Annotated in this window: 22 protein-coding genes and 1 tRNA gene; 12 read left to right on the top strand and 11 right to left on the bottom strand. The window is 69.9% G+C overall.

The annotated features are described in order from the left end of the window. Positions 1-44 precede the first annotated feature (44 nt). Positions 45-1211, top strand: coding sequence for a site-specific integrase (locus tag BLV24_RS07180; RefSeq protein ID WP_092680499.1), 1167 nt, complete (start codon positions 45-47; stop codon positions 1209-1211). Positions 1212-1422: 211 nt separating this feature from the next. Here the strand turns inward: BLV24_RS07180 and BLV24_RS21495 are convergent, their stop codons facing one another. Together BLV24_RS21495 and BLV24_RS21490 are read right to left on the bottom strand one after the other, a co-directional pair. After that, the gene (locus tag BLV24_RS21495) at positions 1423-1725 is read right to left on the bottom strand and encodes a hypothetical protein (RefSeq protein WP_176954666.1); all 303 of its coding nucleotides are present in this window, start codon (positions 1723-1725) and stop codon (positions 1423-1425) included. 966 nt (positions 1726-2691) lie between these two features. Further along, the gene (locus BLV24_RS21490) at positions 2692-3927 is read right to left on the bottom strand and encodes a hypothetical protein (RefSeq protein ID WP_143040245.1); all 1236 of its coding nucleotides are present in this window, start codon (positions 3925-3927) and stop codon (positions 2692-2694) included. Positions 3928-4448: 521 nt separating this feature from the next. Here BLV24_RS21490 and BLV24_RS07170 point away from each other — a divergent pair. Beyond that, a tRNA-Thr gene (locus BLV24_RS07170) sits at positions 4449-4554 on the top strand. 446 nt (positions 4555-5000) lie between these two features. Here BLV24_RS07170 and BLV24_RS07165 read toward each other — a convergent pair. Then, the gene (locus tag BLV24_RS07165) at positions 5001-5930 is read right to left on the bottom strand and encodes a LysR substrate-binding domain-containing protein (RefSeq protein WP_092680497.1); all 930 of its coding nucleotides are present in this window, start codon (positions 5928-5930) and stop codon (positions 5001-5003) included. Between the two features lie 116 nt (positions 5931-6046). Here BLV24_RS07165 and BLV24_RS07160 point away from each other — a divergent pair, with 116 nt between their 5' ends. Beyond that, positions 6047-6913, top strand: coding sequence for a pirin family protein (locus BLV24_RS07160; RefSeq protein ID WP_092680496.1), 867 nt, complete (start codon positions 6047-6049; stop codon positions 6911-6913). 75 nt (positions 6914-6988) lie between these two features. After that, a complete protein-coding gene (locus BLV24_RS07155; protein ID WP_092680495.1) occupies positions 6989-7528 on the top strand; it encodes an NADPH-dependent FMN reductase in 540 nt (179 codons plus the stop codon). Between the two features lie 81 nt (positions 7529-7609). Here the strand turns inward: BLV24_RS07155 and BLV24_RS07150 are convergent, their stop codons facing one another. Continuing rightward, the gene (locus BLV24_RS07150; protein ID WP_092680494.1) at positions 7610-8494 is read right to left on the bottom strand and encodes a LysR substrate-binding domain-containing protein; all 885 of its coding nucleotides are present in this window, start codon (positions 8492-8494) and stop codon (positions 7610-7612) included. 133 nt (positions 8495-8627) lie between these two features. On the opposite strand from BLV24_RS07150, the gene BLV24_RS07145 reads away from it, so the two are divergent. Together BLV24_RS07145 and ggt are read left to right on the top strand one after the other, a co-directional pair. Continuing rightward, complete coding sequence (locus BLV24_RS07145; RefSeq protein ID WP_092680493.1) at positions 8628-9296, top strand: FMN-dependent NADH-azoreductase; 669 nt, start codon at positions 8628-8630, stop codon at positions 9294-9296. A 383-nt stretch (positions 9297-9679) separates the two neighbouring features. Continuing rightward, on the top strand, positions 9680-11566 hold the full coding sequence (ggt, locus tag BLV24_RS07140; RefSeq protein ID WP_092680492.1) for a gamma-glutamyltransferase: 1887 nt from the start codon (positions 9680-9682) through the stop codon (positions 11564-11566). Between the two features lie 192 nt (positions 11567-11758). On the opposite strand, the gene BLV24_RS07135 is transcribed toward ggt, so the two are convergent. Further along, a complete protein-coding gene (locus BLV24_RS07135; protein WP_092680491.1) occupies positions 11759-13132 on the bottom strand; it encodes an aminotransferase family protein in 1374 nt (457 codons plus the stop codon). A gap of 244 nt (positions 13133-13376) precedes the next feature. Between BLV24_RS07135 and rfbC the strand changes: the two genes are divergently transcribed. From rfbC to rfbA, 4 genes are read left to right on the top strand one after another with little or no spacing between them, the layout of a single operon-like run. Then, the gene (rfbC, locus tag BLV24_RS07130; RefSeq protein WP_092680490.1) at positions 13377-13868 is read left to right on the top strand and encodes a dTDP-4-dehydrorhamnose 3,5-epimerase; all 492 of its coding nucleotides are present in this window, start codon (positions 13377-13379) and stop codon (positions 13866-13868) included. Further along, positions 13865-14332 (top strand): GDP-mannose 4,6-dehydratase, encoded by a 468-nt coding sequence (locus tag BLV24_RS07125; RefSeq protein WP_092680489.1) that lies wholly within the window; start codon positions 13865-13867, stop codon positions 14330-14332. Before rfbC ends, BLV24_RS07125 begins: the two co-directional genes overlap by 4 nt. Then, positions 14329-15204: a dTDP-4-dehydrorhamnose reductase gene (gene rfbD / locus BLV24_RS07120; RefSeq protein ID WP_092680488.1), complete on the top strand. Its 876-nt coding sequence runs from the start codon at positions 14329-14331 to the stop codon at positions 15202-15204. Before BLV24_RS07125 ends, rfbD begins: the two co-directional genes overlap by 4 nt. A gap of 11 nt (positions 15205-15215) precedes the next feature. After that, a complete protein-coding gene (rfbA, locus tag BLV24_RS07115; protein WP_092680487.1) occupies positions 15216-16091 on the top strand; it encodes a glucose-1-phosphate thymidylyltransferase RfbA in 876 nt (291 codons plus the stop codon). Between the two features lie 79 nt (positions 16092-16170). Here rfbA and BLV24_RS07110 read toward each other — a convergent pair whose 3' ends face one another. Beyond that, the gene (locus tag BLV24_RS07110) at positions 16171-17406 is read right to left on the bottom strand and encodes an FAD-dependent monooxygenase (RefSeq protein WP_092680958.1); all 1236 of its coding nucleotides are present in this window, start codon (positions 17404-17406) and stop codon (positions 16171-16173) included. A 415-nt stretch (positions 17407-17821) separates the two neighbouring features. Further along, positions 17822-18559, bottom strand: coding sequence for a pyrimidine 5'-nucleotidase (locus BLV24_RS07105; protein ID WP_092680486.1), 738 nt, complete (start codon positions 18557-18559; stop codon positions 17822-17824). Between the two features lie 228 nt (positions 18560-18787). On the opposite strand from BLV24_RS07105, the gene BLV24_RS22785 reads away from it, so the two are divergent. Next, positions 18788-19639: a class I SAM-dependent methyltransferase gene (locus BLV24_RS22785; protein WP_092680485.1), complete on the top strand. Its 852-nt coding sequence runs from the start codon at positions 18788-18790 to the stop codon at positions 19637-19639. A gap of 84 nt (positions 19640-19723) precedes the next feature. Here the strand turns inward: BLV24_RS22785 and msrB are convergent, their stop codons facing one another. Continuing rightward, entirely contained in the window at positions 19724-20119 is a 396-nt protein-coding gene (gene msrB / locus BLV24_RS07095) for a peptide-methionine (R)-S-oxide reductase MsrB (protein WP_092680484.1), read from the bottom strand. A 118-nt stretch (positions 20120-20237) separates the two neighbouring features. Between msrB and BLV24_RS07090 the strand changes: the two genes are divergently transcribed. After that, positions 20238-21038, top strand: a complete 801-nt coding sequence (locus BLV24_RS07090) for a GNAT family N-acetyltransferase (protein ID WP_092680483.1) — start codon at positions 20238-20240, stop codon at positions 21036-21038. Between the two features lie 45 nt (positions 21039-21083). On the opposite strand, the gene BLV24_RS07085 is transcribed toward BLV24_RS07090, so the two are convergent. The 3 genes from BLV24_RS07085 to BLV24_RS07075 form a co-directional block, all read right to left on the bottom strand. After that, positions 21084-23390, bottom strand: coding sequence for a pilus assembly protein TadG-related protein (locus tag BLV24_RS07085; protein WP_092680482.1), 2307 nt, complete (start codon positions 23388-23390; stop codon positions 21084-21086). Continuing rightward, positions 23384-23995: a TadE/TadG family type IV pilus assembly protein gene (locus BLV24_RS07080; RefSeq protein ID WP_176954665.1), complete on the bottom strand. Its 612-nt coding sequence runs from the start codon at positions 23993-23995 to the stop codon at positions 23384-23386. The genes BLV24_RS07085 and BLV24_RS07080 overlap by 7 nt, the downstream gene beginning before the upstream one ends. Before the next feature lie 107 nt (positions 23996-24102). Continuing rightward, positions 24103-24633 carry a hypothetical protein gene (locus tag BLV24_RS07075; RefSeq protein WP_092680480.1) on the bottom strand — a complete coding sequence of 177 codons (531 nt, stop codon included), beginning with the start codon at positions 24631-24633 and terminating at the stop codon, positions 24103-24105. Positions 24634-24777: the final 144 nt, after the last annotated feature.

Genomic DNA, 24777 nt, shown 5'->3' with positions numbered 1-24777 from the left:
AAGCAGCTGATCCGCAAGGTGAATCCTTGAGGTGAGGCTGCGGCATGTCACGCAATCCGTCACACATCATTCGGCGCGGCAACTCTTTCGTTTACAGCCGCAGGGTTCCGGCACGGGCCGTCGAGGGCTTCGGCAAGGCTTTCGTCAGGGTCTCGCTTGGGACGGAGGCATCTCGTGCACAGTTCCTCTCAGAGAGGCTGAGCGCCAAGCTGGAGGCGATCTGGGCATCTCCTGAGCCTTGTCCCGTGGAACTCGCGCAGTTGGTCTCTACGGTGGCTCCCAAGAGCTTCACGCTACTGGATGCTGTCGGGGCCTACCTGAACGAGAGGGGGGCGGGCAAAGGCGCAAGCTTTGGGAAACACACTCAGCTTACAGCCGAATTGCTGCTAAATGTTGCCGGAAATAAAGACGTGCGGTCCTTCGATCGGGACGATGCCAGGGCATTCCTGCGCTTGCTGCAAGGTCGGGGGGTGAAGACCGGCACTATCCGCCGACGCATGAACACAGCCAAGGCCCTTCTGGAATTCGCCTATGCCGAGTGCGATGCTGAGCGGCGCAATCCGTTCTCCAAGCTCCGGGTTCCGGGAGAGGGGCTGGATGCGGTCATGCGGGGCACGTTCTCCAAGGCGGAACTATCACGGGCCTATGCCGAGGCGTTTGCGTCTGGGTCTGATGTGGCGCTGCTTGCTCCCTTGCTGGGGGAGACCGGGGCGAGGCTGGCAGAGATCGTCGGTCTACGGTGGCAGGACATTTTCCTCGACCATGAGATCCCACACATATGGATAAGGCCGCACTCAGGGAGACGGCTGAAGACCCAGGCATCCGAGAGGCGCGTTCCGCTGGTGGGTGAGGCATTCCGGGCGGCTAGTCTGCTGGCTTCCCCTCGCGATCCTGAAGGGGACAAGCTGGACGCTCTCTATCCGCGCTATTGGCGAGACGGGACGGTGATGGCAACGCATGCCTCCAACGCGATTGGCAAATGGCTGAAGCGGAGGTTCGAGGGGAAGACGGCTCATTGTATGCGGCATACGATGAGAGACCGGCTCAGGGAGGTTGGTGCTCCAATGGACATGATTGACCAGATTGGGGGATGGAGTGCTGCGCGATCTGTAGGGTCGGGATATGGGAAAGGCTATGATCTGGAGAGGGTCAGAAGCTACCTTGGACGATGCAACGCAAGCTTGGTGATCGTAGAATATGAGCTGGGTTAATCGCCAAGCAGAAGGACTTTCATCCGCCATTCCCGCGCCCCCTGTTCTCGGTAGCGGCGCACATGCCTTGGAGACTGTGCCCGTCGAGGCGTTCCTGTCGGAGCCTTATAGGGACGCCTGCACTAGGTTTGCTTGGGTCGCTGCGCTTCATGGTGGATTTCGCCATCGGCATTGCTGAATCGATGGTATTTTGATCATATAAATCCTGGCTCTATTCAATTGACCCCTGCAGTGAGCGCAGAATTTCTATCTCCGCCACAATTTTTCGCCTATCGCTATTGATGCTAGTTTCAACATCACGCAGTGTATTAATTTTTAAGCTTACTTCTGGGTAAGTGCCCATCATTGTTGATTTATCCATGTGCAGCCCAATCATTGGACTTGAGTTTGTAACTAACTTACTTGGTATGGGTTCAGCCTCTTCTAAATAACGAAGGAGAATATTATTTATATAAAGTCCATCGTAAATAGAACAGTCTGCAACAGCTATCGAAATTTCGGTAAAAGGTGCCAATCTAATATCTCCAAATGATGTATTAAATTTGAGTATATTGGGCGTTAGTGCGTGCATTGAGTTCGATATTGTGCGCTCAGAAAAAAAGTATACAAACTGCTTACTAAAACAATATCACTGCTTGAATTATTGGATATAATAAATGATTCACGAACAGCTTGAGGAAATTGAGGGTGATTGCATCGTGCGGATATATTTTCCTGATTTTTGACAAATTGATCCACGTGACGCAGTATGGATTCTGAGTGCCTTGCCAAAATAGATACTTCATTAGAGATATCATTTGATAATCTAATCAATTTTTTATCTATGGCATCCAATTTATTGGAAAGTTTTGAAATTTCATGGTGATATTCAGGTATAATCAAAGATTTTATTTCTTTATAATTAAGGCCATCCAGCTCGTATATCTGCGTTCCGCTTCGGATGACCATATCTATGCCTAGGTCTATTGCGCGACGCTCACTCCGGGGGGCCGATAAAACTAGCTTCCTCTCAGATGCACGAAAGGCATCCCAGCTATCTCCGTGCAAGTTAGCCGAAAATGCGCCGGATTTCGAGTAAATTCCAAATATTATTACAGAGATCGCAGTAGTAATAACAAAAATAACTAGAAGCCTTGCTCGATAAGCTTCAGCAAGCTTGCGTGGACTTTTCCTCATTTGCGAGCTGCCTAATTTATTAGAGTGAAAAGCCGCAAAGGCATAGGGTGGATTTTACTGCAATCCGAGGTTAAGTCTCACCACCACGCAATTAATGTCAAGCGTCGATGAATCCCCTTTTCAAGCACACTCTAGGCGTCTGGTCTGACCTTTCGCCGTCCCTTTTGGGCATCATTGAGTGGAGCAATTGTCCCTAATTGACGCTTGGCCAAGAGTTTGACCGCTGATGCTTTCTATGCTCTGCCTCAATCAGAGGGGAGGGGTGCGAGGTGGTAAGCCCCGCATCCCTGTGTCGCTCGACTGTTTAGCCGATTGCGCGTGCCGCTTGATTCCGGGCCATTCTGAATCGTTCTTCGGTCTTTGTCTTGATCGCAGTCCTAACCCGGATGCCATCATGGATGGGGAGGCCGATTTCCCCCTGTTCTCTCAGCCAGTCGAGGGTGTCGAGCAGGGCACGGCTCTCAGCCACTTCGATACGCAGCGTGGGCTTGAACTCCGCAAATCCCTCAAGCTCGGGGTAGGTGGCGCACATGGCCTCTTTGAAGCTTCGATAGGAGGGTGGCTTGCCGGGGTATCCCAAGTCCCGGCTTAGCTCGTAGATGTCTTGAGGATAGCGACGTGACCACCACTCCCCCCTCCCGAACAGCCTGACGGTCACCGATTTTACGAAAGCCCTTTCAAATTGCGCTAACTGGCCATGCTGATATGGGTCGCCGGGTATGTCCTCGCGCCCTTTCATCGCCAGATAGAATGAGAGGTAGGATCCGTTGAGATCCGCTTCCTCAGTGGGTTGTCCGTCGATCCGAACATTTGGTCTGTCATCTACCCGATCCATGCTCGTGAATTGCCCGTAGAGACGTCCTCCCCAGTTCAGGGAGTGTCGGAAGGCCCTATGGAAGCGCAGGTCGTCCAAGCCCTCGATGCGAAGACGGTTCTCTTCAAGCCATTGATTGAGACGAGTGACCTCCTGACGTGTCCGCTCGATGTCTGCTTGGCGGCTCCGGGGGCCGTAGCTCTCCAGTTCCTCGGTCGATTGAGCTTCCTTTAGAATGACTGGCTGCCAAGGGCGGTCGGAAATCAGCAACCCTTCAGCCTGTCCTTCGGGGCATTGCGGGATGGCGTCTAGGAAGGCCTGAGAGGCATCGTAGGTATTGGGTCGCTTGCTCACCTGGCGGTCGCGGGGGGTGAGGTGTCCGGCTCTCACAAGCGCCTTTAGGAGCCTCTGAGCCACTCTCCGGCTGAGGCCGCTACGCTCCCAATGTGAGGCTTTGCAGTGGAATGCGACATAGCCCTTTCTGCGAAGGATGCTCTCCATCGAGAGGATGAGTAGGACGGTCGCCTCCCGACTGCTTTCAAAGATCCGCCCTACTGCGTTCAGGCCCTTGTAGAAATCTAGCCGGTCTCGGGTATTGTCTCGCTCCCAAGCGGCTGGGGCGTAGGAAAGGGTAGGGGGCTGAGCTGAAATGGTTTGTCTTATCTCTTCATCCCCTGCCTCTCTGAGGCGCTTTGCGTCGTCGAGGGAGATATAGTTGATTGGCATAATTGGGTGTCCGTGAAATAAATGATCTACTGATATAGATAATATATAATAGATAATAGGTAATAAGTAGTAGGTGATAAGTGGCTATATATACGCTATATATACTAGGAATCTCCCCCCAGGGACATAGGGGGGTACAATTGTCTATCTTTGATGTGGTTCCTGAGTGGGGGCATAAATGATGCCTGATACACTCGGTTACTAGGTATTATACTAAATTTTCTGGCGCTTGTCAAATGTTGTGGTGCTGCCTGCATTCAGAGTGACGTCTAAAGGTTTGAATTTATGTGAGAAAATCCTTTGGCCCCATTGGAATGCGGGGCGAGTCGCGTCCCCCCTCCTGTCCCCCCTCCAAGGTAGGTTTATCGGGGGGCTTAGGGTGCGGACGCCTTCACGGCATGTCACACAATCCGTCACACAATGCCTCTCACGGGCTATGAGCCGCTCTTTGAATGCCCTTTCAGCTCGTGCCGGTATCTGGTATCATGAAAATTGCGGTCAGCCTGTAAGTGTCTGGTGTGGCGGGTGATTTAGCTCAGCTGGTACTGCCTTCGGGCAGGAGCGTAGCGAGTGAGCACGTCATTCGTAATGATGGGGTCGTAGGTTCGAGTCCTATCACCGGCACCACCTCTCCCCTTTTATTGCATGATTTCCAAGGGGATAGGTGGTGGCGCGCCGAAGGCATCCACCTCTCCGTCCACCTTTGGGTTCATGGATGAGCGCGGCCTTGCGGAAACGCGGCGTCGCGCATTCAGGCGATCCGTCCGCTGTCCAAAGCGTGTGAGCCTGCGGGCGTCGCCCCTGCGGATTGCGCGTCCGGTGGTTCGTGGGTGAGCTTGGCGGGCCGCCTGAGCAACGTCGCCGAGAAGCCTGTTTCCTGGTGGCGCCGGAGCCAACGGCCAATCCTGAACCGCCACGCCCCGACCGCTGAGCACCGGCCGGCGTCGCGCTCCGGACCCGCCCGCTCGCCGTCCTCGTCGCGGCGCTTGCCGGGTTTGAGAACGGCCGCAAGCGAGGCGACGTGGTCGTGGCCCGACAGACGACGGCGCGGCAGGCGTCGCGCGCCCCCGCCCTCAATCGGCGCCCGGATCCGCATCGCCGTCGCCCTTCATCACGTCCGGCAGCTCGCGGAGCAGAAAATCCGCGAGGGCGTCGACCTGCGGCGGGCTGCCTCGGCGTCCGTGCGTCATAAGGCTGATCTCCGGCGTCCCCGCGGTCCACTCCGGCAGCAGGCGGCTCAGCCGACCGGCCGCGACGTCGCCCGCGCAGACATAGCCCGGCAGCGCCGCCACGCCGAGCCCCGCCGCCGCCGCCTGCTTCAGACTGACCATGTCGTCGCTGCGCATCCGCGCCGCGAAGGGAACCGAGGCGCTGCGCCCGTCCGGTCCCTGCAGGGACCACGCATCCGCCCCGGGCCGCCAGCCGAGCGCGAGCCCCGGGAGACCGTCCAGATCCGTCGGCGAGGCCCCGGGGCCCAGGCGCTGCGCGAGCGCGGGCGCGCCGTGCAGGCCCCAGGGGACGCGGGTGATGCGTCGCTGGATGAGCCCGGAATCCGGCAGCAACCGGGTATGCGCGCGGACCGCCAGGTCGACGCCGTCGCCGATCAGGTCGGCGAAGTCGTTCGACGCCTGAAGCCGCAGGACGACGCGCGGATGCGCGGCCAGGAAGCGCGGCAGGATCCGGCCGAGCGCGAACTGCGCGACCCCGGCCGAGCAGGACAGGACCACGGCGCCCTCCAGCGTCCGACCGTCGCGCCGCGCCGCGGCCTCGGCCGCCGCCACGCCGTCCATCGCCATCCTGGCATGGCGGTAATAGGCCTCGCCCGCCTCGGTCAGCGACATGCGCCGCGAATCCCGGCGCAGAAGCCGCATGTCCAGCCGCGCCTCAAGCGCCTTCACCTGGCGGCTGAGCCGCGACTTGGGCACGCCCAGCACCCGCGCCGCCGCCGAGAAGCCGCCTTTGTCGACCACCTGCACGAAATGCCAGGCCTGATTGAGGTCCATCGCCCCCGCCTCCCTTGCCGTCTGCCGTTCCATATTCGGAACGAAGGGTTCCGACATCAGCGTATTCTGCGCATTCCGTTCCGTCAGTAGGTTTGCATCCAGCAAAGGAGGCGACCATGACCGCGCAAGCAAAACGACAGACCGATCAGACCGGCCCCGCCATCGCCGGGATCCAGCATGGCGAGACCATGATCCGGGGGGCCGGGTTCGAAGCGCTCGGCTTCAGCCATCGCCAGCTCGACGGGCTCATGGACCCGCTGATCATGGTGGACCATTTCACCATGACCGAACCGACCTTCCCGCCCCATGCCCATGCCGGGATCTCGGCGGTGAGCGTGCTGTTCGAGGACAGTTCGGGCGGCTTTCGCAACCGGGATTCGCTGGGGAACGACGTCGTGCTCGCGCCGGGCGATCTCTACTGGCTGAAGGCCGGCCGCGGCGCGGTGCATGACGAGGCGCCCATGCCGGGGTCGCGGACCCATGCGCTTCAGGTCTTCGTCAACCTGCCGACGGCGCAGAAGCTGGACGCGCCCGAGGCGCTCCATGTCCCGGCCGCGCGGATGCCGGTGATCGAAGGGCCCGGCCACCGCGTGCGGGTGATGGCGGGGCGCAGCGGCGGGGCCGTCGGCGCGACGCCCCCCGCCCCGCCCTTCACCATCCTCGACATCGCGCTGGAGGCCGGCGGCGCCTTCGCCCATGACCTCGCGCCCGGCGAGGCCGCCTGGCTGCACGCGATCCGCGGCGCGGTCGATGTCGAGATCGACGGCGTGCGGCGGCGGGTCAGCGGGGACGCGGCGCTCGCCGTTCACGGCGCCCGGACGATCCGCCTGCAAAGCGAAGAAGGCGGGCAGGCCGCGCTGCTGGCCGGCGCTCCCTTGCGCGAGCCCTTCGTCCACAAGGGCCCGTTCGTGATGCGCGACGCGGCCCAGCTGGACGCGGTGATCGCCGCCCATGCGGCGGGCGCGCTGGGCGCGATCGACTGACCCGCCCCTGCGCGCCGGCGCAGGCCGCCCCGCCTTCCATTCCCACCACCCCTGGATCACGACAGGAGACCCGCCATGAAAATCCTCGCCTTCGGCGCCAGCACCAGCGCGCGCTCGATCAACACATCCCTCGCGCGCTTCGCCGCGACGCTGATCCCCGGGGCCGAGGTCGACCTGCTCGACCTGCGGGACCACGCTCTGCCGATCTTCAGCGAAGACCTCGAGAATGAGATCGGCGTCCCTGAGGCGGCCCGGGCGTTCTTCGACAAGATCGGCGCGGCCGACGGGGTGATCGTCTCCTTCGCCGAGCACAACGGCGCCTACACCGCCGCCTGGAAGAACCTGTTCGACTGGGCGAGCCGGATCGACCCGAAGGTGTTCCAGGGCAAACCGGCGGTCTTCCTGGCGACCTCGCCCGGCCCGGGGGGCGCGGCGAGCGTGCTGGCCTCCGCGAAAGGATCGGCGCGGTTCTTCGGCGCCGATCTGAAAGCGGCGGTGTCGGTCGCCAGCTTCCACACGGTTTTCGACGCCGAAACCGGGCGCATCACGGACCCGGCCGTCGTCGCGGACCTGACCGAAGCGGCCGACGCCCTGGCGCAGCGGGCGTTCGCCTGACCGCGGGACGCCTTGACCGGCAGGCGGCCCGCGCCCCTGCCGGTCGGGGCGGCGCGGGTTTCGCCGCCGCGCGGCGCGGCCTCATGCGCAGGCGCGCGCCCATGCCGCGAAACGCTCCACATCGGCGAGCCGCGGATGATCGGCGCGCGCCGCCGCCCAGAAGGTCCGCCCCGGAAGATCCGCCTCGGAAAGGCGCGCCAGGCGACCGTCGGCAAGCGCCGCTCCGGCCAGCACGCTGGAGGCCAGCGCCGCGCCCTGACCCGCCAGGGCCGCGTCCATCGCGGTGATCTCCTCGGAGAAATGCTGCGCCGCCTCGGGCGCGGCGCCCCCTAGCCCGGCTTCGCGCGACCAGCGCCGCCAGCTTGGCGAGGCCTCCGCATCCTGCGTCCAGCGGTATGCGATCAGCGGCAGCCGCAGGATGTCGGCGTCGGCCTCGACCGGATGCCGGCGCAACAGGTCCGGCGCGCAGACCGGGATCAACCTGTCCTCGAACAGCGGCAGCCATCGGCCCTCCGGCGCCGCCTGCAGGGCGTAGCGCACCGCGAAATCGACGCCGGCGCCGGACAGGTCCGCGGGCCGGTTGTCGGCCTCGACCGCAAGGCTCAGCCCGGTCCGCGCGCGCAGGTCGGGCAGCCGCCGCATCAGCCAGAGGCTGGCGAAGGCCACCGTGACGGAGGCCGTCAACGGGCGTTCCGCATCGAGGCCCGAGATCTCGTCGACGGCGCCGGCGATGCGGTCGAAGCTTTCGCGCAGCGCCGGGAACAGCGCCGCGCCCTCCGCGGTCAGGCGGATCGGGCGCGGATGGCGATGAAACAGCTTCACCTGGAGGATGTCCTCCAGCTGGCGGACCTGGTGGCTGATCGCGGTCGGCGTCAGGTGCAGCTCGGCCGCGGCGCGGGCGAAATGCAGATGCCGGGCGGCCGCCTCGAAGGCGCGGAGCGCGTGGAGCGGGGGCAGGCGCCGCATCGTTTCCCTCCGTTTCGTCCGGGCGGTGCCCAGGGTGAATCTCACTCATCCATGACGTGAGAACTTCGCTTTTTCCAGCGCGCAGGCGGGCGCCTACCTGAAGCGGGCCGACCCAGACCCAAGGAGATGACCCATGACCACCCTGCTGCGCATCGACGCGAGCGCCCAGCTTGAAGACCGCTCGCTGACCCGGCGCCTGACCGGGCTCTTCACCCGGACCTTCCTGGCCGCGGCGCCGGATACGCGGGTGATCCGCCGCGATGTCGGGCGGACCCCGGTCCCCGCGATCGACCATCGGTTCATCCATGCCGCCTTCACGCCGCCCGAGGCGCGCGCGCCGTGGATGGACGCGCGCCTCGCCCTTTCCGACGCGCTGATCGCGGAAGTGGCCGCGGCGGACGTGATCGTCATGGGCGCGCCGATGTACAATTACGGGATGCCGTCGGCCCTGAAGGGCTGGATCGATCATGTCGCGCGGATCGGCGAGACCTTCTCCTTCGACCTCGCCCGCGGCGATGCGCCGATCGAGCCGATCCTGTCCGGCAAGCGGCTGGCGGTGTTGTCGTCGCGCGGCGAGTTCGGCTTCGCCCCGGGCGGAGCGCGCGCGCATCTGAACGCGCTGGATCCGGCGCTGGCGGCATGCGCGCATTACTTCGGCGTCGCGCCCGATCACATCGAGACGATCGCCATCGAGTACCAGGAGTTCAAGGATGACCGCCACCGCGCCTCGGTCGAGGCGGCGGAGCTCCGCGCCCGGGGCCTCGCCCTGGAACTGGCCGGGGCGGGGGCGCTGGCGGCCTGAAACAGGGGGCGACGGGGGCGCGGATCAGACGTCGCGCCCCCGGCCGGATCGCGGGCCGAGGCGTCGCGGAGCGGCGCGGCCCCGATCGCCCGCACCATGTCCGCCGGCGCGGTTTCGGCCCGCCCGGCCCCATGCCGCGCCCCCGGCGTGACGCCCGCCGCCGTCCCGGCGCTTGCGGAGCCGCAGGCCGTCGCCGTCGCGGGACTGGCCGAGCGGCGCGTTGCGGGCGAAGGCGGCCGGGCGCTTGTATCGCGCGGCCGTTCTCCATCTTCCATTCCGCCCCCCGCATCTTGCGATGCCCTGGCCCGCGGCGGCGGCGACCTTTGCCCTGTCGCTCCCCCTCGTCATGCGGCAGGCTCCCGCGACGCCCGTAGGAGACCGCGATGCCCTGCCGATCAAGCCTCGTCCTTCCCCTTCTGCTCGCCCTGACGCTCGCGGCGCCGGTCGGCGCCCAGACGCAGGGACAGGGCGCGCTGGGGCTCGGCCCCGCGCCGTCCGCCGCGGCGCAGGCGGCGGACGCGGTGGCGCCGGAGGGCGCGACCCGCGACGCGCCGGCCTCCGCCTCCGCCCCCACGGCCCCCGCCCCCACGGCCCCCGCCCCCGCCCCCGAGATCGCCGCGGCGCTGGAGGCGAAGGCGGCGGGCGTCCCGGTCCGGGCGGAGCGTCAGATGGTGGTCGCGGCCCATCCGCTCGCCGCCATGGCCGGGCTGCGGGCGCTTCGGGCGGGGGGCACGGCGGCGGACGCGATGGTCGCGGCGCAGGCGGTGCTGGGGCTGGTGGAGCCGCAGTCCTCGGGCCTCGGCGGCGGCGCCTTCCTGGTCTGGTTCGACGCGGCGACGGGGGCGCTGACCACGCTCGACGGGCGCGAGACCGCGCCGCTCGCGGCCCGCCCGAAGCTGTTCCTCGACGCGGACGGCCAGCCGCTGAAGTTCTTCGATGCGGTGGTCGGCGGGCTGTCCGTGGGGACCCCGGGCACGCCGGCGCTGATGGCGGCCGCGCATCGACGCTGGGGCCGGCGCGACTGGGCGGGGCTGTTCGAGGACGCCATCGACCTGGCGCTGGAGGGCTTCCCGGTGTCCCCCCGGCTTGCCGGCGCCATCGCGGACGACGCGGCGCGCATGGCGGAGATCCCCGCGACCGCCGCCTATTTCCTGCCCGAGGGCGCGCCGCTGACCGCAGGCGCGACCCTGCGCAACCCCGCCTACGCCCGCACGCTCGCCCGGATCGCGGTGGACGGGGCGGAGGCGTTCTACACCGGCGACATCGCCCGCAACATCGTCGCCACCGTGCGCGGCGCGGCCCGTCCCGGGCGGCTGACCGAGACCGATCTCGCGCTCTATCAGGTGGTCGAGCGCCCGCCGGTCTGCGTCGCCTTCCGCGGCCGGGACGTGTGCGGGATGGGGCCGCCGTCGTCCGGCGCGCTGACCCTGGGCCAGGCGCTGGGGATGCTGCGCGGCCATGACCTCGCGGCGCTCGGTCCCGACAGCGCCGAGGCGTGGCGGCTGATCGGCGACGCCTCGCGCCTCGCCTTCGCGGATCGGGGGCGGTTCATGGCCGACGTGGACTTCGTGCCGATGCCCTCGGGGCTGACCGATGACGCCTACCTGGCCGGGCGCGCGAAGCTGCTGGCAGGCCCGAGCGCGCTGGAAACGGTCGCGCCGGGGCGGCCCGACTGGGACCATGCGCGGCTTGGGGATGACCGCTCGATCGAGCTGCCCTCGACCTCCCACATCTCCATCGTCGACGGCTTCGGCAATGCGCTGTCGATGACCACGACGATCGAGAACGGCTTCGGCTCGCGGTTGATGACGCCGGACGGCTTCCTGCTGAACAACGAGCTGACCGATTTCTCCTTCGCCACCCATGACGGCGACGGCCACGCCATCGCCAACCGGGTGGCGCCGGGCAAGCGGCCGCGGTCCTCCATGGCGCCGACCATCGTGATGCGCGACGGCGCGCCGGAGCTGGTGATCGGCTCGCCGGGGGGGAGCCGGATCATCGGCTACGTGCTGGGCGCGATCCTGGCGCGGGTGGAATGGGGGATGGATGTGCAGCGGGCGGTCTCGGCCCCGCATCTGGTCAACCGTTTCGGGCGCTACGATGTCGAGGCGGGCACGACGGCGGAGGCGCTGGCCGGCCCGCTGGAGGCGCTGGGCTACGAGGTCCGGGCCGGGGCGCTGACGTCGGGCCTCCACGCCATCTCTCTCCACGAGGACGGGTTGCGCGGCGGCGCCGATCCCCGGCGGGAGGGCGTGGCGCTGGGGGATTGAGGGCCGCGCCCCGCGGCGGGGGAGGGAGGCGGGTTCGCACCCGCCCTACGCTCGGCCCGTAGGGCGGGTGCGAACCCGCCTCCCCCGCCTCCCCCGCCCCCCGAAAGGCAAACGGGCCGCCCTCCTGTCGGAAGGGCGGCCCGTCGCGCTCCCCGAAGGGGCGTCCGGTCGGTGGTCGGGTCAGGTCCGGGCTCAGCTCTGGCCGCAGACGTTGGTCAGGGCCTCGTCGATGGTGGCGAGCATCCGGTCGATGTCATCGGCGGTCGAGATCAGCGCCGGGCTGAGGCAGAGCGTGTTGTTGAAGCCGGGGATCGACCGGTTGGTCATGCCCAGGATCACCCCCTGCCGGTCGCAATCCGCCACCACCGCGGCGACGATCTTTTCGTCCAGCGGTTCCTTGGTGGCGCGGTCGGCCACCAGCTCGGCCCCGCAGAACAGGCCCATGCCGCGGACATCGCCGACGACCGCGTGCTTGTCCTTGATCGCCTCCAGCCCCGCCATCAGGCGCGCGCCCATGGCGGTGGTGTTGTCGAGCAGGTGCTCGTCCTCGATGATCTTCATGTTCTCCAGCGCCGCCGCCGGCCCGGCCGTGCAGCCCCCGAAGGTGGAGATGTCGCGGAAATGGTTCAGCGGGTCCGCGGCGTCGTCGCGGAACTGGTCGAACACGCCCTCGGTGGTCACCAGGCAGGCGATGGCGGCGTAGCCCGAGGCGACGCCCTTGGCCATGGTCACCATGTCCGGCTTCACGCCGAACTGCTGGTAGCCGAACCAGGTCCCGGTCCGGCCCACGCCGCACACGACCTCGTCGATATGCAGGAGGATGTCGTATTTCGCGCAGATCTCCTGCACCCGCTCCCAGTAGTCTTTGGGCGGCACGATCACCCCGCCGCCGGCGGTCACGGGTTCGAGGCAGAGCGCGCCGACGGTGTCGGGGCCTTCGCGCAGGATGACCTCCTCGATCGCGTCGGCGGCGCGCTGGCCGTAATTCTCCACGTCCCACTGGGCGCGGTATTCCAGGCAATGCGGCACCGGCACGAAGCCCGGCACGAAGGGTCCGTACTGGGCGGCGCGCTGCTCCTGCCCGCAGGCCGACAGGGCGCCGATGGTGGTGCCGTGATAGTCGCGGTCGCGGTAGAGGATCTTGTTCTTCTTGCCGCCATAGCGCTTGTGCGCGATCTGGCGGACCATCTTGAAGGCCTTCTCGTTCGCCTCCGAGCCGCTGTTCGTATAGTAGACGCGGGACATGCCCGGCATCTTCTCGATCAGCTTCTGCGCGAACAGCGCGCCGGGGATCGAGCCCGCGGAGCCGGCGAAATAGTTCATCTTGACCAGCTGGTCGCGCACGGCGTCGGCGATGCTCTCGCGCCCGTAGCCGACATTGACGGTCCACACGCCGCCCGAAACGGCGTCCATGAACTCGCGTCCGTTCTGGTCCCAGACCGAGAGGCCCTTGCCCTCGACGATGATGCGCGGGTCCTTGGCGTCGAAGGCCCGGTGCTGGATCAGGTGGTGCCAGACATGGGCGCGGTCGGCGGCCACCACGCCGGAGATGTCGTTGTCATACATGGTCTTTGGCTCCAACGAGCGGATAACATCGTGCGATCATGCGCCAATGCTTCGCAAGGCGCCAGAACCAGAGCGTCGGGAACCATGGCGCCAGAGCCATGAGTCCAGCGCTGCCCTGCCGGCGACAGGCGCCCAACCCCGCGGCAGGAGCGGCCAGGGCGCCGTCGTCGCGGCCCCTGCGCCGAGGGGCGCGCCTTGAAAACAGGCGGGGGTGCGAGGCGGGGGGCCGCGAGGCGGGGGGCGCATGGCGGAGGCCGGGCTGGACTTCGCCTTCTGCCAGGACAACCCCTCCATGTCCGCCCAGCCGGGCGCCCTGCGGGGGCTGCACTACCAGGCCCCGCCCTCGGCGCAGACCAAGCTGGTGCGCTGCACGAAAGGCGCGATCTGGGACGTCGCCGCGGATGTGCGCGTCGGCTCGCCCACCTACGGCCAGTGGCGCGGCGTGCGGCTGGACGCCGAGACCGGCGCCCAGCTTCTGGTCCCCCGCGGCTTCCTGCACGGATTCCTGACCCTGACCCCGGACGCCGAGGTCCAATACAAGGTCGACGGCTGGTATGACGCGCAGGCCGATGGCGGCGTCGCCTGGGACGACCCGACGCTCGCCATCGACTGGCCGCTGGCGGAGGCCGGGGTCTCCGCCCCCGTGCTCTCGGGCAAGGACGCGGCGCAGCCGAAGCTGGCCGACTGGGCCTCGCCCTTCGTGTTCGGCGCGGACGGGGAAGGGGACCCGGCATGAAGCTGCTGGTCACCGGCGGCGCCGGCTTCATCGGTTCCGCCACCATCCGCCACGCCATGCGCGACCGCGGGCTGTCGGTGGTCAATGTCGACAAGCTCACCTACGCCGCCACGCCCGAGGCGCTGGAGGATTGCGCCGACAGCCCGAACTACACGCTGGTCCAGGCGGATATCGCGGAGAAGACCAATATCGAGGTGGTGCGCTTCATCTGCGCCTGGATGGACGACCGCTACCCCGAGGCCGGCGCCCATGAGGACCTGATCGAGTTCGTCACCGACCGTCCTGGCCACGACCTGCGCTACGCCATCGACCCGACCCGCATCCGCGACGAACTGGGATGGGCGCCGCGGGAGACCTTCGAAACCGGCATGGACCGCACCCTCGCCTGGTTCATGGACAACGAGCCCTGGTGGCGCGCGATCCGCGCCGGCAGGTATGACGGCAAGCGATTGGGGTCGAAATGAGCATCCTCGTCATCGGCCGCGACGGCCAGCTTTCCGAATCCCTGTTGCGCGCCGCGCCGGGGCTGACCGCCTACGGGCTCGACCGCGTGGACCTGACCCGGCCGGAGGACGCCGAGGCCGCGGTGATCGCCGCGCGCCCGACGCTGGTCATCAACGCCGCCGCCCATACCGCCGTGGACAAGGCCGAATCCGAGGAGGATCTCGCCTACGCCATCAACGCCACGGGGGCCGAGGCGCTGGCCCGCGGCGCGGCGAAGGTCGGGGCGGGGATCGTGCAGATCTCCACCGACTACGTGTTTCCCGGCGACAAGGACGGCGAGTGGCTGGAGGACGATCCCGTCGCCCCGCTCGGCGCCTATGGGCGCACCAAGCTGGCGGGCGAACGCCTGGTGATGGCGGCCAACCCGCGCGCCTGCGTGATCCGCACGGCCTGGGTCTATTGCGATGTCGGGGCGAATTTCGTGAAGACCATGCTGCGGCTGGCCGACCGGGGCCGGCTGACCGTGGTCGCCGACCAGATGGGCAAGCCGACCTCCGCCATCGACCTGGCCGAGGCGCTGATCGCCATCGCCCCCCGGCTGGAAACGGCGCCCGAGGGCGACCCGGCATGGGGCGTCTTCCACTATTCCGGCGCCGGGACCACGCATTGGGCCGGCTTCGCCGAAGCGGTCTTCGCGGGCGCGCTGGCGCGCGGCATGATCGCCTCCGCCCCCGAGGTCGCGCATATCCCGACCTCCGACTACCCGACCCCCGCCGCGCGCCCCGCCAATTCGGCGATGAGCTGCGAAAAGTTCGAGCGCGTCTTCGGCATCGCGCCGCGGCCCTGGCCCGAGGCGCTGGGCCGGGTGCTCGACCTGTTGAAAACCGGCTGAAAGGACGTCCCGTGAAAGGCATCATTCTCGCCGGCGGATCGGGCACGCGGCTGCACCCGGTGACCATGGGCGTCTCCAAGCAGCTGCTGCCGGTCTATGACAAGCCGATGATCTACTATCCGCTCTCGGTGCTGATGCTCGCCGGCATCCGCGAGGTGCTGATCATCACCACCCCCCATGACGCGGAGCCGTTCCGCCGCCTGCTCGGCGACGGTTCGGCCTGGGGCATGTCGATCCGCTACGCCGCCCAGCCTTCCCCCGACGGGCTCGCGCAGGCGTTCATCATCGGGCGCGACTTCGTGGGCGACGACAATGTGGCGCTCGTGCTCGGCGACAACATCTTCTACGGGCACGGCTTCGCGGACCTGCTGGCGGCGGCCGCGGCCCGGAAAACCGGGGCCACGGTCTTCGGCTACCGGGTTTCGGACCCCGAGCGCTACGGCGTGGTGCATTTCAACGAGGACGGCCGCGCGCTCGACATCGAGGAGAAGCCCGTCGCGCCGAAATCCAACTACGCGGTGACGGGGCTCTATTTCTACGACAACGACGTGCTCGACATCGCCGCCGGCATCGCCCCCTCGCCCCGCGGCGAGCTGGAGATCACCGACGTCAACAAGGCCTATCTCGACCGCGGAGACCTGTTCGTCGAGATGATGGGCCGCGGCTACGCCTGGCTCGACACCGGCACCCACAAGTCGCTGATGCAGGCCGGCGCCTATGTCGAGACGATCGAGGAACGCCAGGGTCTGAAGGTCAGCTGCCCCGAGGAGATCGCCTGGCGGCAGGGCTGGATCTCGACCGAGGCGCTGCTGGCGCTGGCGGCGCCGCTGAAGAAATCCGGCTACGGCGTGTATCTGGAGCGGATCGTCCACGAACGGGTGTTCTGAGCGCGGGCCGGGAAGAGGCGCGGCGCGAGACCGGGGGACGGTGACGGCGGGCTGGCGCCCGCCCTACGCGCGTGCCGCCCTACGCCTTCGCGCCCATCCCCAATCGCATCGCGGCGCGCCGGACAGGCGCGGTCTGGTAGGCGGCGCGCAGGCCCATGCGGCGCAGGTCGCGCAGCACCTGGGATTCCGCCATCGCGGCGCGGTTGAGCGCGTCGATCCCCGCCACCCGCGCCGCCATTTCCGGCCAGCGGGCGCGGTGATAGCGGGCGAGCGCCGCGGCGCCGCCGGGATCCTCGCCGGCGCGCAGGGCCTCTCCGGCGATGCGGGCGAGCGTGGCGGCGTCGGCCACCGACATGTTCAGCCCCTGCGCCCCGATGGGCGGGACCACATGCGCGGCCTCCGCGATCAGCGCCGTGCGCGGCCCGTCGAGCCGGGGCGCGAGCTGGGCGATGATCGGCCAGGTCGCCACCGGGGACGCGAGCGCCAGCCCCCCCAGCGCGCCGCAGCCGCGCAGGTTCAGCGCCTCGGCGAAGCCCTCGGCGTCGTCCCGCGCCAGGGCGGCGAGCGCCGCGGCCTTCGGCCCCGTCTCCATCCACACGACCGAGGACCGATGCGCGCCGTCCGCGGCGTCGGGCAGGGGGACGAGGGTGAAGGGGCCGCCGGTGCGGTGGATCTCGGTCGACACGCCGCCATGGGGCTCCGGATGGGCGACCGCGAAGACCAGCGCCTTCTGCGCGTAGCTCCACCGCCGCGCGGTCAGGCCGGCGAGCGTGCGGGCGGCGGAATCGCGCCCGTCCGCGGCCACCACCAGCTTCGCGCGGACCTGCGCGGGCTCGGGCCCGTCGAGGCGGGCGATGGCCTCGGTCTCGCGCAGGGTCAGGGCGGCGAGGGTCGCGGGCGCGCGCAGCCGGGCGCGGGGGAGGTCCGCCAGCCGGGCGAGCAGGCCGGCGCGCAGCGCGGTGTTGGGCAGGTTCCAGCCGAAGGGCTCGGGCTGCATCTCGGCGGCGGTGAAATCGGCGGTCTCGCGCGGGGCGGGAACCGGATCGGGGCCGCCCGCATCGACCAGGCGCATGGTGGCGAGCGGGGCGGCGTGCGGGGCGAGATGCGCCCAGGCGCCGGCGCGGGTCAGCGCCTCGACCGAGGGGGTCATGAGCGCGGTGGTGCGCAGGTCGGCCCCCGGCGCGGCGGCGTCGGTGACCGGCGGGGCGGCGTCGACGCAGGTCACGTCGAAGCCCTCGGCTGCGAACAGCGCCGTGGCGGCGAGCCCGGCGGCGCCTCCGCCCACGATCAGGATATCGGTGTCGATGCGGTCCATGGGGCGGAACATGGGGCGGCGAGGGGCGCGAGGCAACGCGGCGCGGCGCCCTTCGCCCCGCACGGGGGCCCGCCTTCCCGCACCCCGCCGCGCCTGCGCGCTGCGCCCGCAGACGCCGCGCGTCGCGCGGCGGCCTCCGCAGGGCGGAGGCGCGCGGCTCGGCCCGTCCTCCCGCCCGGGCGCCAGGCGGCGCCGGGGCCGGCGGAACGCTCCGAGCCGGCGGAGACGAAGGCGCCGCGTGGCGCGCGCGGTCATGGGCGCCTGTTCTTCGGACGCGACGGGGGGACGGAGGAGACGGGCGCGGGGGGCGGCGATCACGCGGGGCGGCGCACGGGCGGAGACCGGCCTGGCCTTGTCCGGCGCATCGCCCGCTTCCGGAAGGTCGGCGCGCCAAGGCCCCGCCCCTGTCGGCGGCTCAGACCAGGCGGCGCAGGAACCCGGCCAGGTCGTCGGTGCGGTGCAGGACATGCGGCGGCGTCGGAGGCTCGGCGAGATCGGGGATCACCCAGACCGTCTCCAGCCCCAGCCGGAACGGAGGCTCCAGATTGCGGGGATCGTCCTCGAACATCGCGGCGCGGCGCGGGTCCAGCCCGTCCGCCCCGAAGATCCGCTGATAGGCCGCGGGCTGGGGCTTGGGCGTGTAGAAGGCGTCGTCGACCCCGTAGAATGCCTCGAACAGCCCGTCGAGCGCCAGCGCTCCGCACACCGCGCGGGCATAGGGCGCGGTGCCGTTGGTGTAGACGATCTTGCGCCCGGGCAGCGCCGCGATCGCCGCGGCCAGGGCCGGATTGGGCGACAGCGGCGCGAAGGAGATGTCGTGCACCTCCTCCAGGAACGGGTCCGGGTCGATGCCGTGATGGATCATCAGCCCGGCCAGCGTGGTCCCGTGATCGTGCCAGTAGGCGCGGCGCATCCGGGCGGCCTCGTCCTCATCCACCTTCAGCTCGCGGATCACATAGGCGGCGATCTTCGCCTCGATCTGGTCGAACAGCCGCTCATGCGGGGGGTAGAGGGTGTTGTCGAGGTCGAAGACCCAGGTCTCCACCCGCGCGAAGGCGGCGCGCAGGGCGGCGTCCGCGCCGCTATTGGGGCCGCTATCGGGGCCGGCATCGGGGCGGGCGGGAGGCGGATCAGGGGGGGAGAGGGTTCTCATCCCGAATCGTTAGCACCGGCCCGGTTTCGCGTCCATTGACGGAGCCGCGCAGGCGCGGGCGGGAGGGCCGCTCAGGCAGGGTGCGTCACGTCGCGCCCCCTCCGGCCTGATCGCGGCTTGCCGGGACACGATCTGAACCCCATCGTCAATGGCGCGACCACGCCCCCACGCCCCCCCGCGCGAGCCCCGCCGCCCGTCCCGGGCGGCTCGACCAAGGAGATCCGACCGATGACATCCGCCGACGACTGGCGCGGTGGGCTCGGGGCCCGCTGGGCCGAGCGCGCCGTGATGCAGGACCGCGCCCTCGCCGCCTTCGGGGCCGAGGCGCTGGCCGAACTCGCCGGCATCGTCGGAACCCATGGGCTCGAGGGGCGCGAGGTGCTCGACCTGGGCTGCGGGCCCGGCGCCACGACCCTGGGCCTCGCCCGGCGCGGGGCGAAGGCCACGGGGCTCGACATCTCGCCCGACCTGGTGGCGCTGGCCCGCGCCCGGGCGGCGGAGACCGGGCCGATGGCCGGCGCCGTGGACTTCGAGGAGGCCGACGCCGCCGAGGCTCCGCCGCCCGGTCCTTTCGGCGCCCTGTTCTCACGCTTCGGCTGCATGTTCTTCGCGGACCCCGCCCCCGCCTGGGCGGGCCTGCGCGCGGTGATGCGTCCGGGCGCGCCGATGGTCTGCGTCGCCTGGCGCGGTCCGGGGGAGAACGACTGGGTGGCCCGCCCGCTGGAGATGTGCGCCGACCTGCTGGCGGACCTGCCCGCCCCGCCCCGGGCCGAGCGCGGCGCCCCCGGCCCCTTCGGCTGGGCCGACCCGACCCTGCCGGTGCGCTGGCTGACCGAAGCCGGCTGGCGCAGCGTCGCCTGGCGGGACGTGGACGCGCCGTTGATGCTCGCGGCCCCCGACAGCGACGATCCCGCCGCCGAGGCCGCGGAGTTCCTCGTCCGCTCCGGTCCCGTCGCGGCCCGGCTGTCCGAGGCCCCGCCCGAGCGCGTCGAGGCGGTCCGCGCCCGCCTGCGCTCCCTGTTCGAGGGCGCCCCCCCGGTGCTGGGCGGCGCCGCGCGGATCTTCACCGCCATCGCCTGAGGCCCAGCCCCCGGCTTCCCAGTCTCCGGCTTCCCCAGTCTCCGGCTTCCCCGACCTCCGGGGGGGAGGAGGGCCGGGGGCGTCTCAGTCCTCGGGCTCGAACTTCAGCGCCACGCCGTTCATGCAATAGCGCAGGCCCGTGGGCTGCGGCCCGTCGGGGAAGACATGGCCCAGATGCGCGTCGCAGCGCGCGCAGAGCACCTCGGTTCTGCGCATGAACCAGGACCGGTCCTCGTGCAGCTCCACCGCCGCGTCGTCGACCGGGGCGAAGAAGCTCGGCCAGCCGGTCCCGCTCTCGAACTTCGCGGTCTGGTCGAACAGCGGCGCGTCGCAGCACGCGCAACGGAACCCGCCGGGCGCCTTGGGGAAATCGTCATGGGTCCCGGCCCGCTCGGTCCCCTTCTTGCGGGTCACCTTGAAGGCCAGGTCCGACAGCTGTTCCCGCCACTCGGCCTCGGTTTTCACGATCTTGTCCGTCATCTCGCAGCTCCCTCGTCCGGCTCCGTGGAAAAAGTCTCGGGGGCGTAACCTTCGCGTCATACCCGCGTCACGCCCGACGCCCTATGTAATGCGGATGAAACCGCCCGTGGAGGCTGATATGCGCGCGATCACCCGGGGCCGCCACACGGTCCGCTTCACCCGCGATCCCGAGGACGTGATCGCGGCTCAGCGCCTGCGGTTCAAGGCCTTCATCGCCGCCCGCCCCGGCGCCGCCGTGACCGGGGACCGGGCCGAGGGGCTGGACCGCGACGCCTATGACGACCTGTGCTGGCATGCGCTGGTCGAGGACACGGAGAGCGGCGAGCTGCTCTGCTGCTTCCGCATGATGCGCCTGTCGGGCGGATCGGAGATCGGGCGCTCCTATTCCGCGCAGTATTACGAGCTGTCGGCGCTGGCCGACTACCCCGCCCCGATGGTGGAGATGGGGCGCTTCTGCATGGCGCCGGGCGTGCGCGACCCGGAGGTGATCCGCGCCGCCTGGGGCGCGATGACCGCCTTCGTCGAGGCCGAGGGCGTGGGCCTGCTCTTCGGCTGCTCCTCCTTCGAGGGGGTGGACGCCGAGGCCTATATGGACGCCTTCGCCTATCTCAAGGACAAGCATCTCGCGCCCAAGCGCTGGCTGCCGCGCGCCAAGGCGCCGCGGGTCTTCGCCTTCGCCAAGGCGCTGCGGCTGCGGAGGCCGGACATGAAGCTCGCCATGCGGCGCATGCCGCCGCTGCTGCGCTCCTATCTGCTGCTGGGGGGCTGGGTGTCGGATCACGCGGTGATCGACAGCGATCTCAACACCCTGCATGTCTTCACCGGGGTCGAGATCAACCGCGTGCCGCAGGCCCGGCGGCGGTTGATGGAACGGCTGACCGGCGGCGGCCGGACCGGACCGGCCGGCGTGCCGGGCTGAGGTCGGGCGCGGCGGGTTCGCACCCGACCTACGGCGGTCGCGCGGTCATTCCACGAGGACGGAGGTCAGCGCGGCGGGGGCGGGGATCGTCTCCACCACCTCCAGCATCAGGCGTTCGTCGATATTGGGGCGGGCCAGGTCGTTGACGAAGACCAGGTCGTCCACCGCGCCCGATTCCGGCAGGAACACCGCCAGCGTGCGCACGCCCTCCGCGCCCAGCGCCACCACCGCGTGCCGCCCGTCGCCCAGGACGGGGATCACGGCGCGGGCGATTTCGCGCGCGTCATGCGCCTCGCCCGCGCGCAGCGGGACCAGCGCGCCGGCGGCGCCGGTGGCGAACTCGCCCTCGGGCGCGGTCCGGATCGCGTTGTAGAGCCGGATCACCCCGCCGCGCTCGCTGTCGATCACCCGCAGGCTGTCGACCCGCGTCGGGCGGTCGAAGTGGAACAGCAGCCAGCCGCCCCTGGCCGCGTCGTCCGGGTCGTCCGCGTCGCCGTCCTCCGACACGATCAGCACATGTCCGAAGCCGGTCGAGGCGAGGTCCGGGTCCCCGCCCGAGGGCGCGGCGCTGTCGAAGATCATCGGCACGTTCTTCCACGCCGGCGCGTTGGCCGCCCGGGCCTGCCGCACCTCGATCCGCATCAGCCCCTGGGCGCGGTAGGGGTCGTAGGTCATCCGCCCGCGCGAGTCCGTCACCCGCAGGTCCTGCGCGGGCCAGACCGTGCCGGCGCAGGTCTCCTCCTCCGCGTCCGAACGGCCCTTGTCGCCGCAGCCCCAGTCCGGGTCGCCGTTCGGGGTCTCGCCAGCCCGGCCCACATCCTTGTGGTTGCCCGGATTGCCCGGCCCGAGGTCCTGCGAGGGCACGTCGCCGACCCGGATCGGGTGGCCCTGATGGTCCCCGTCGAACGTGGCGACGAAGGCGTCGTGATGCGGGACCGGGCGGGTGATCAGGGCGCGGACCTGGGCCGCGCTCTCCACCTCCACCCCGCCCTCGGGGCCGAGCCCGGCGCAGTCCACCGCCGCCACCCGGATCTCCCGCCGACCCGGGCGGGGGGGGCTGAGGGGGTTGCAGATCGGCGCGGCCGAGCTCTCTATCCCCGCCGGCTCCAGCAGGCCGGACAGCACCTCGTGGGCGTAGAGATCGCGGCGGGTGGCGGCGCCCGGCGGCAGGCCCGCGCCATGGGTCAGCGCCTGGTAAAGCATCAGCGCGGCGCCCGAGGGCGGGGGCGCCGACCAGGCGCAGTAGCCGCGATGAAAGCACGGATCGTCGGGCAGCGGGTGGGAGGCGAGCGCGCCGGACAGGGGCCGTCCCCGGCAATCCGCGGCCTCGCCGGCCAGCACGTCCACATCCGCGGGCATGGCAGCGGCGGCCGGGTCGCCCCTCAGCGCCTCGGTCCCCGGCCCCCAGCGGTCGAAGCGGATGTTCAACGGGCCGGAGACCCGCACCGACGGCGCCGCCACCGGCGTCACCCGCAGCGGGCACAGGTTGGAGGGCGCGGCGATGGCCAGCAGGCAGGCCAGCCGGGCGTCGCCCTCGAACCCGGCGCAGGACCCCGCGGCGTCGTCGCCGATATCGCCCAGCGGCGCGTAGTCCCCCGGCCCCCAGGGTGCTGCGTCCAGCCCGGCGCGGCGCAGGCGAAGCTGCGCGCCGGGCTGGCCCAGCGGCGCGGACGGGTCGGCGCCCGGCGCCTTGCAGACCGCGAGGATCGGAGCCCCGCAGCCTGGGCGCGGGATCGGCGTCGCCACCGCGCGGGCGGCGAAGGCGAAGGCGCCGCCGTCCTCGGGCGCCGAGACCAGGAAGTTCAGCACCGTCCAGCTCACCCCGCGGGGCGCGGCCTCGGCCAGCGCGTAACGGGCGAGCGCGGGGTCCTCGGTGAACAGGCCCGTCGGATCGCCCGCGGCGAGCCCGCCCTCCGGCAGCGCCGACACGAAGCGCAGCCCGGCCAGCGAGAAGCCCGATCCGACCTCTCCCGCCGGTCCGCCCCCCGGCTCCGCCGCGACGGCGGAGAACAGGCCGGAGGCGGGCGGCATCGCCTCCGCCGCCGCCCAGCGGGCGCGGGACAGCGCGTCGTCCCGCCCGTCGAGCTGCGCGGCCGCGGCCAGCGCCACGCCGTCCAGCCAGATCTGAAGCCGCGCGCGCTCGGCATGGGTGCGGCCCACATCGGCCACCAGCCCGACGCAGAGCGCCAGCGCCACGAACAGCAGCACCGTCGCCACCAGCGCCCCGCCCGAAGCGTCCCGGACGCAGGCCCGCGCCAGCGTCACGCCACGGCGCATGGCGCCGCCGGGGGGGACAGGGGGCGCCGCCCCGCGAGGCCGGGCGGAGACGGCGAAGCGCGCGCGGCTCAGCATCGGGGACCGTCCTCCGCCCCGTTCCCCATCGCCTCGCCCAGGGCGGAGGCGGAGACGGCTGGCAGACGCTCAAGCCCCGGCCACAGCAGGCGCGGCAGCTCGGGCGCCTCGGGGCGCAGGGTGACGGTGATGCGCGGGGCGACCGGGCCGTTGATCTCGCCCGCCCGGCTGTCGGCATAGCTCAGGTCCAGCGACGCGAGCCTCAGGCCGGGGGCGCGGGCCTCGGCGGCGATGCGCGACACCAGGTCGGCGTCGCATCGCGCGTCGGGGGCCGCGCCCTCGCCCAGCCGGCAGGACCAGGCGCCGTCGAGGGGCGCGCAGGGGCTGGGATCGGCCAGGCAGGCGCGGCCGGCGGCGTCGGCGGGGGGCGGGGCCGCGGCGTCGGCGGCGCGGTAGAGCCGCCCGCCCTCCGGCCCGCGCAGGGCCGCGCAATGGGCGATCGGCAGGGTCGCGGCCAGCCGCGCCGCCCGCCGCGCCGCATCGGTGGCGGCCAGCATGGAATAATGCCCCAGCGCGATGTTCATGCCGAACAGGAGCAAGGCGAACAGCGGCGCCGCGACCAGCGCGAAATCCACCGTGGCGGCGCCGGAGTCATCCCGCGCCATCGCCCCCCAGCCCGGCCGACGCGGCTTTGGACGGGGCAGGGGGCGGGGTTGGGGCAGGGTTCGGGGTTGGGGCAGGGGGCGGAAAGGTGGAAGCGCGCGCGCCCGGATCATGTCGCGCCCATCCGCGCGGCCGAGGCGACCAGCGGCGCCCCCTCGGAGGCAGGCGCCGAAGCGCCGGCCGCGACCGGGCGCACCGCCGGCCCGGGATCGGCGCCGGCCCAGACCTGCACCACCCGGCGCGCGGCGCCCAGCGCGGCCTCGGCGCCTTCGGCCCGGGCCACGCGGTAGCAGAGCGCGCCGTCCGACAGGCAGGTCGCGCCCGCCGGCGCCGGGGACAGCGCGGCGGCCCGCAGCCCCAGCGCGTCGAGCCGGACGCGCATCGCGGCCTCGGCGGCCCGCGCCGCGGCTTCCGTCACGCCGCCGTCCGGCCCGGCCGGAGCGCGGGCCAGCATCGCGGCGACGCCGGCGGTCGCGTCCTCCAGCCCCGCCTGACCCCGCAGACGCCCGCCCATGTCTCCGGTCCCGGCGGCGAAGACCAGCAGGACCGAGACGGCCGCCACCAGCTCGACGGCGGCCGCCCCGGCCTCGTCGCGCCTGAAACGCGCGAGGGAAAACGCAAATCGGTTCCAAAACGCCATGTGGATACGCCGTACTCACCCACGCGTCCGCCGACCTTTCCGGCTGCGAACGCGAAACGCCAAAGACAGCGGGTGGGTTCTCCGCACCCTGCGGTTCAGAGAAGTTAAGGCGGGGCCGGAAATTCGGCAAGGCGCGGCGATGTA

It is taken from the genome of Albimonas donghaensis, assembly GCF_900106695.1.
GTDB classification, from domain to species: domain Bacteria; phylum Pseudomonadota; class Alphaproteobacteria; order Rhodobacterales; family Rhodobacteraceae; genus Albimonas; species Albimonas donghaensis.
This window is presented reverse-complemented; position numbering and strand designations above follow the sequence as displayed.

What these genes read in the sequence shown, in the direction of transcription:
- BLV24_RS07180 (WP_092680499.1), top strand. Translation starts at nt 45, where the DNA reads ATGTCACGCAATCCGTCACACATCATTCGGCGCGGCAACTCTTTCGTT.
- BLV24_RS21490 (WP_143040245.1), bottom strand. Translation starts at nt 3,927, where the DNA reads ATGCCAATCAACTATATCTCCCTCGACGACGCAAAGCGCCTCAGAGAG.
- BLV24_RS07165 (WP_092680497.1), bottom strand. Translation starts at nt 5,930, where the DNA reads ATGGACCTCAATCAGGCCTGGCATTTCGTGCAGGTGGTCGACAAAGGC.
- BLV24_RS07160 (WP_092680496.1), top strand. Translation starts at nt 6,047, where the DNA reads ATGACCGCGCAAGCAAAACGACAGACCGATCAGACCGGCCCCGCCATC.
- BLV24_RS07155 (WP_092680495.1), top strand. Translation starts at nt 6,989, where the DNA reads ATGAAAATCCTCGCCTTCGGCGCCAGCACCAGCGCGCGCTCGATCAAC.
- BLV24_RS07150 (WP_092680494.1), bottom strand. Translation starts at nt 8,494, where the DNA reads ATGCGGCGCCTGCCCCCGCTCCACGCGCTCCGCGCCTTCGAGGCGGCC.
- BLV24_RS07145 (WP_092680493.1), top strand. Translation starts at nt 8,628, where the DNA reads ATGACCACCCTGCTGCGCATCGACGCGAGCGCCCAGCTTGAAGACCGC.
- ggt (WP_092680492.1), top strand. Translation starts at nt 9,680, where the DNA reads ATGCCCTGCCGATCAAGCCTCGTCCTTCCCCTTCTGCTCGCCCTGACG.
- BLV24_RS07135 (WP_092680491.1), bottom strand. Translation starts at nt 13,132, where the DNA reads ATGTATGACAACGACATCTCCGGCGTGGTGGCCGCCGACCGCGCCCAT.
- rfbC (WP_092680490.1), top strand. Translation starts at nt 13,377, where the DNA reads ATGGCGGAGGCCGGGCTGGACTTCGCCTTCTGCCAGGACAACCCCTCC.
- BLV24_RS07125 (WP_092680489.1), top strand. Translation starts at nt 13,865, where the DNA reads ATGAAGCTGCTGGTCACCGGCGGCGCCGGCTTCATCGGTTCCGCCACC.
- rfbD (WP_092680488.1), top strand. Translation starts at nt 14,329, where the DNA reads ATGAGCATCCTCGTCATCGGCCGCGACGGCCAGCTTTCCGAATCCCTG.
- BLV24_RS07110 (WP_092680958.1), bottom strand. Translation starts at nt 17,406, where the DNA reads ATGGACCGCATCGACACCGATATCCTGATCGTGGGCGGAGGCGCCGCC.
- BLV24_RS07105 (WP_092680486.1), bottom strand. Translation starts at nt 18,559, where the DNA reads ATGAGAACCCTCTCCCCCCCTGATCCGCCTCCCGCCCGCCCCGATGCC.
- BLV24_RS22785 (WP_092680485.1), top strand. Translation starts at nt 18,788, where the DNA reads ATGACATCCGCCGACGACTGGCGCGGTGGGCTCGGGGCCCGCTGGGCC.
- msrB (WP_092680484.1), bottom strand. Translation starts at nt 20,119, where the DNA reads ATGACGGACAAGATCGTGAAAACCGAGGCCGAGTGGCGGGAACAGCTG.
- BLV24_RS07090 (WP_092680483.1), top strand. Translation starts at nt 20,238, where the DNA reads ATGCGCGCGATCACCCGGGGCCGCCACACGGTCCGCTTCACCCGCGAT.
- BLV24_RS07085 (WP_092680482.1), bottom strand. Translation starts at nt 23,390, where the DNA reads ATGCTGAGCCGCGCGCGCTTCGCCGTCTCCGCCCGGCCTCGCGGGGCG.
- BLV24_RS07080 (WP_176954665.1), bottom strand. Translation starts at nt 23,995, where the DNA reads ATGGCGCGGGATGACTCCGGCGCCGCCACGGTGGATTTCGCGCTGGTC.
- BLV24_RS07075 (WP_092680480.1), bottom strand. Translation starts at nt 24,633, where the DNA reads ATGGCGTTTTGGAACCGATTTGCGTTTTCCCTCGCGCGTTTCAGGCGC.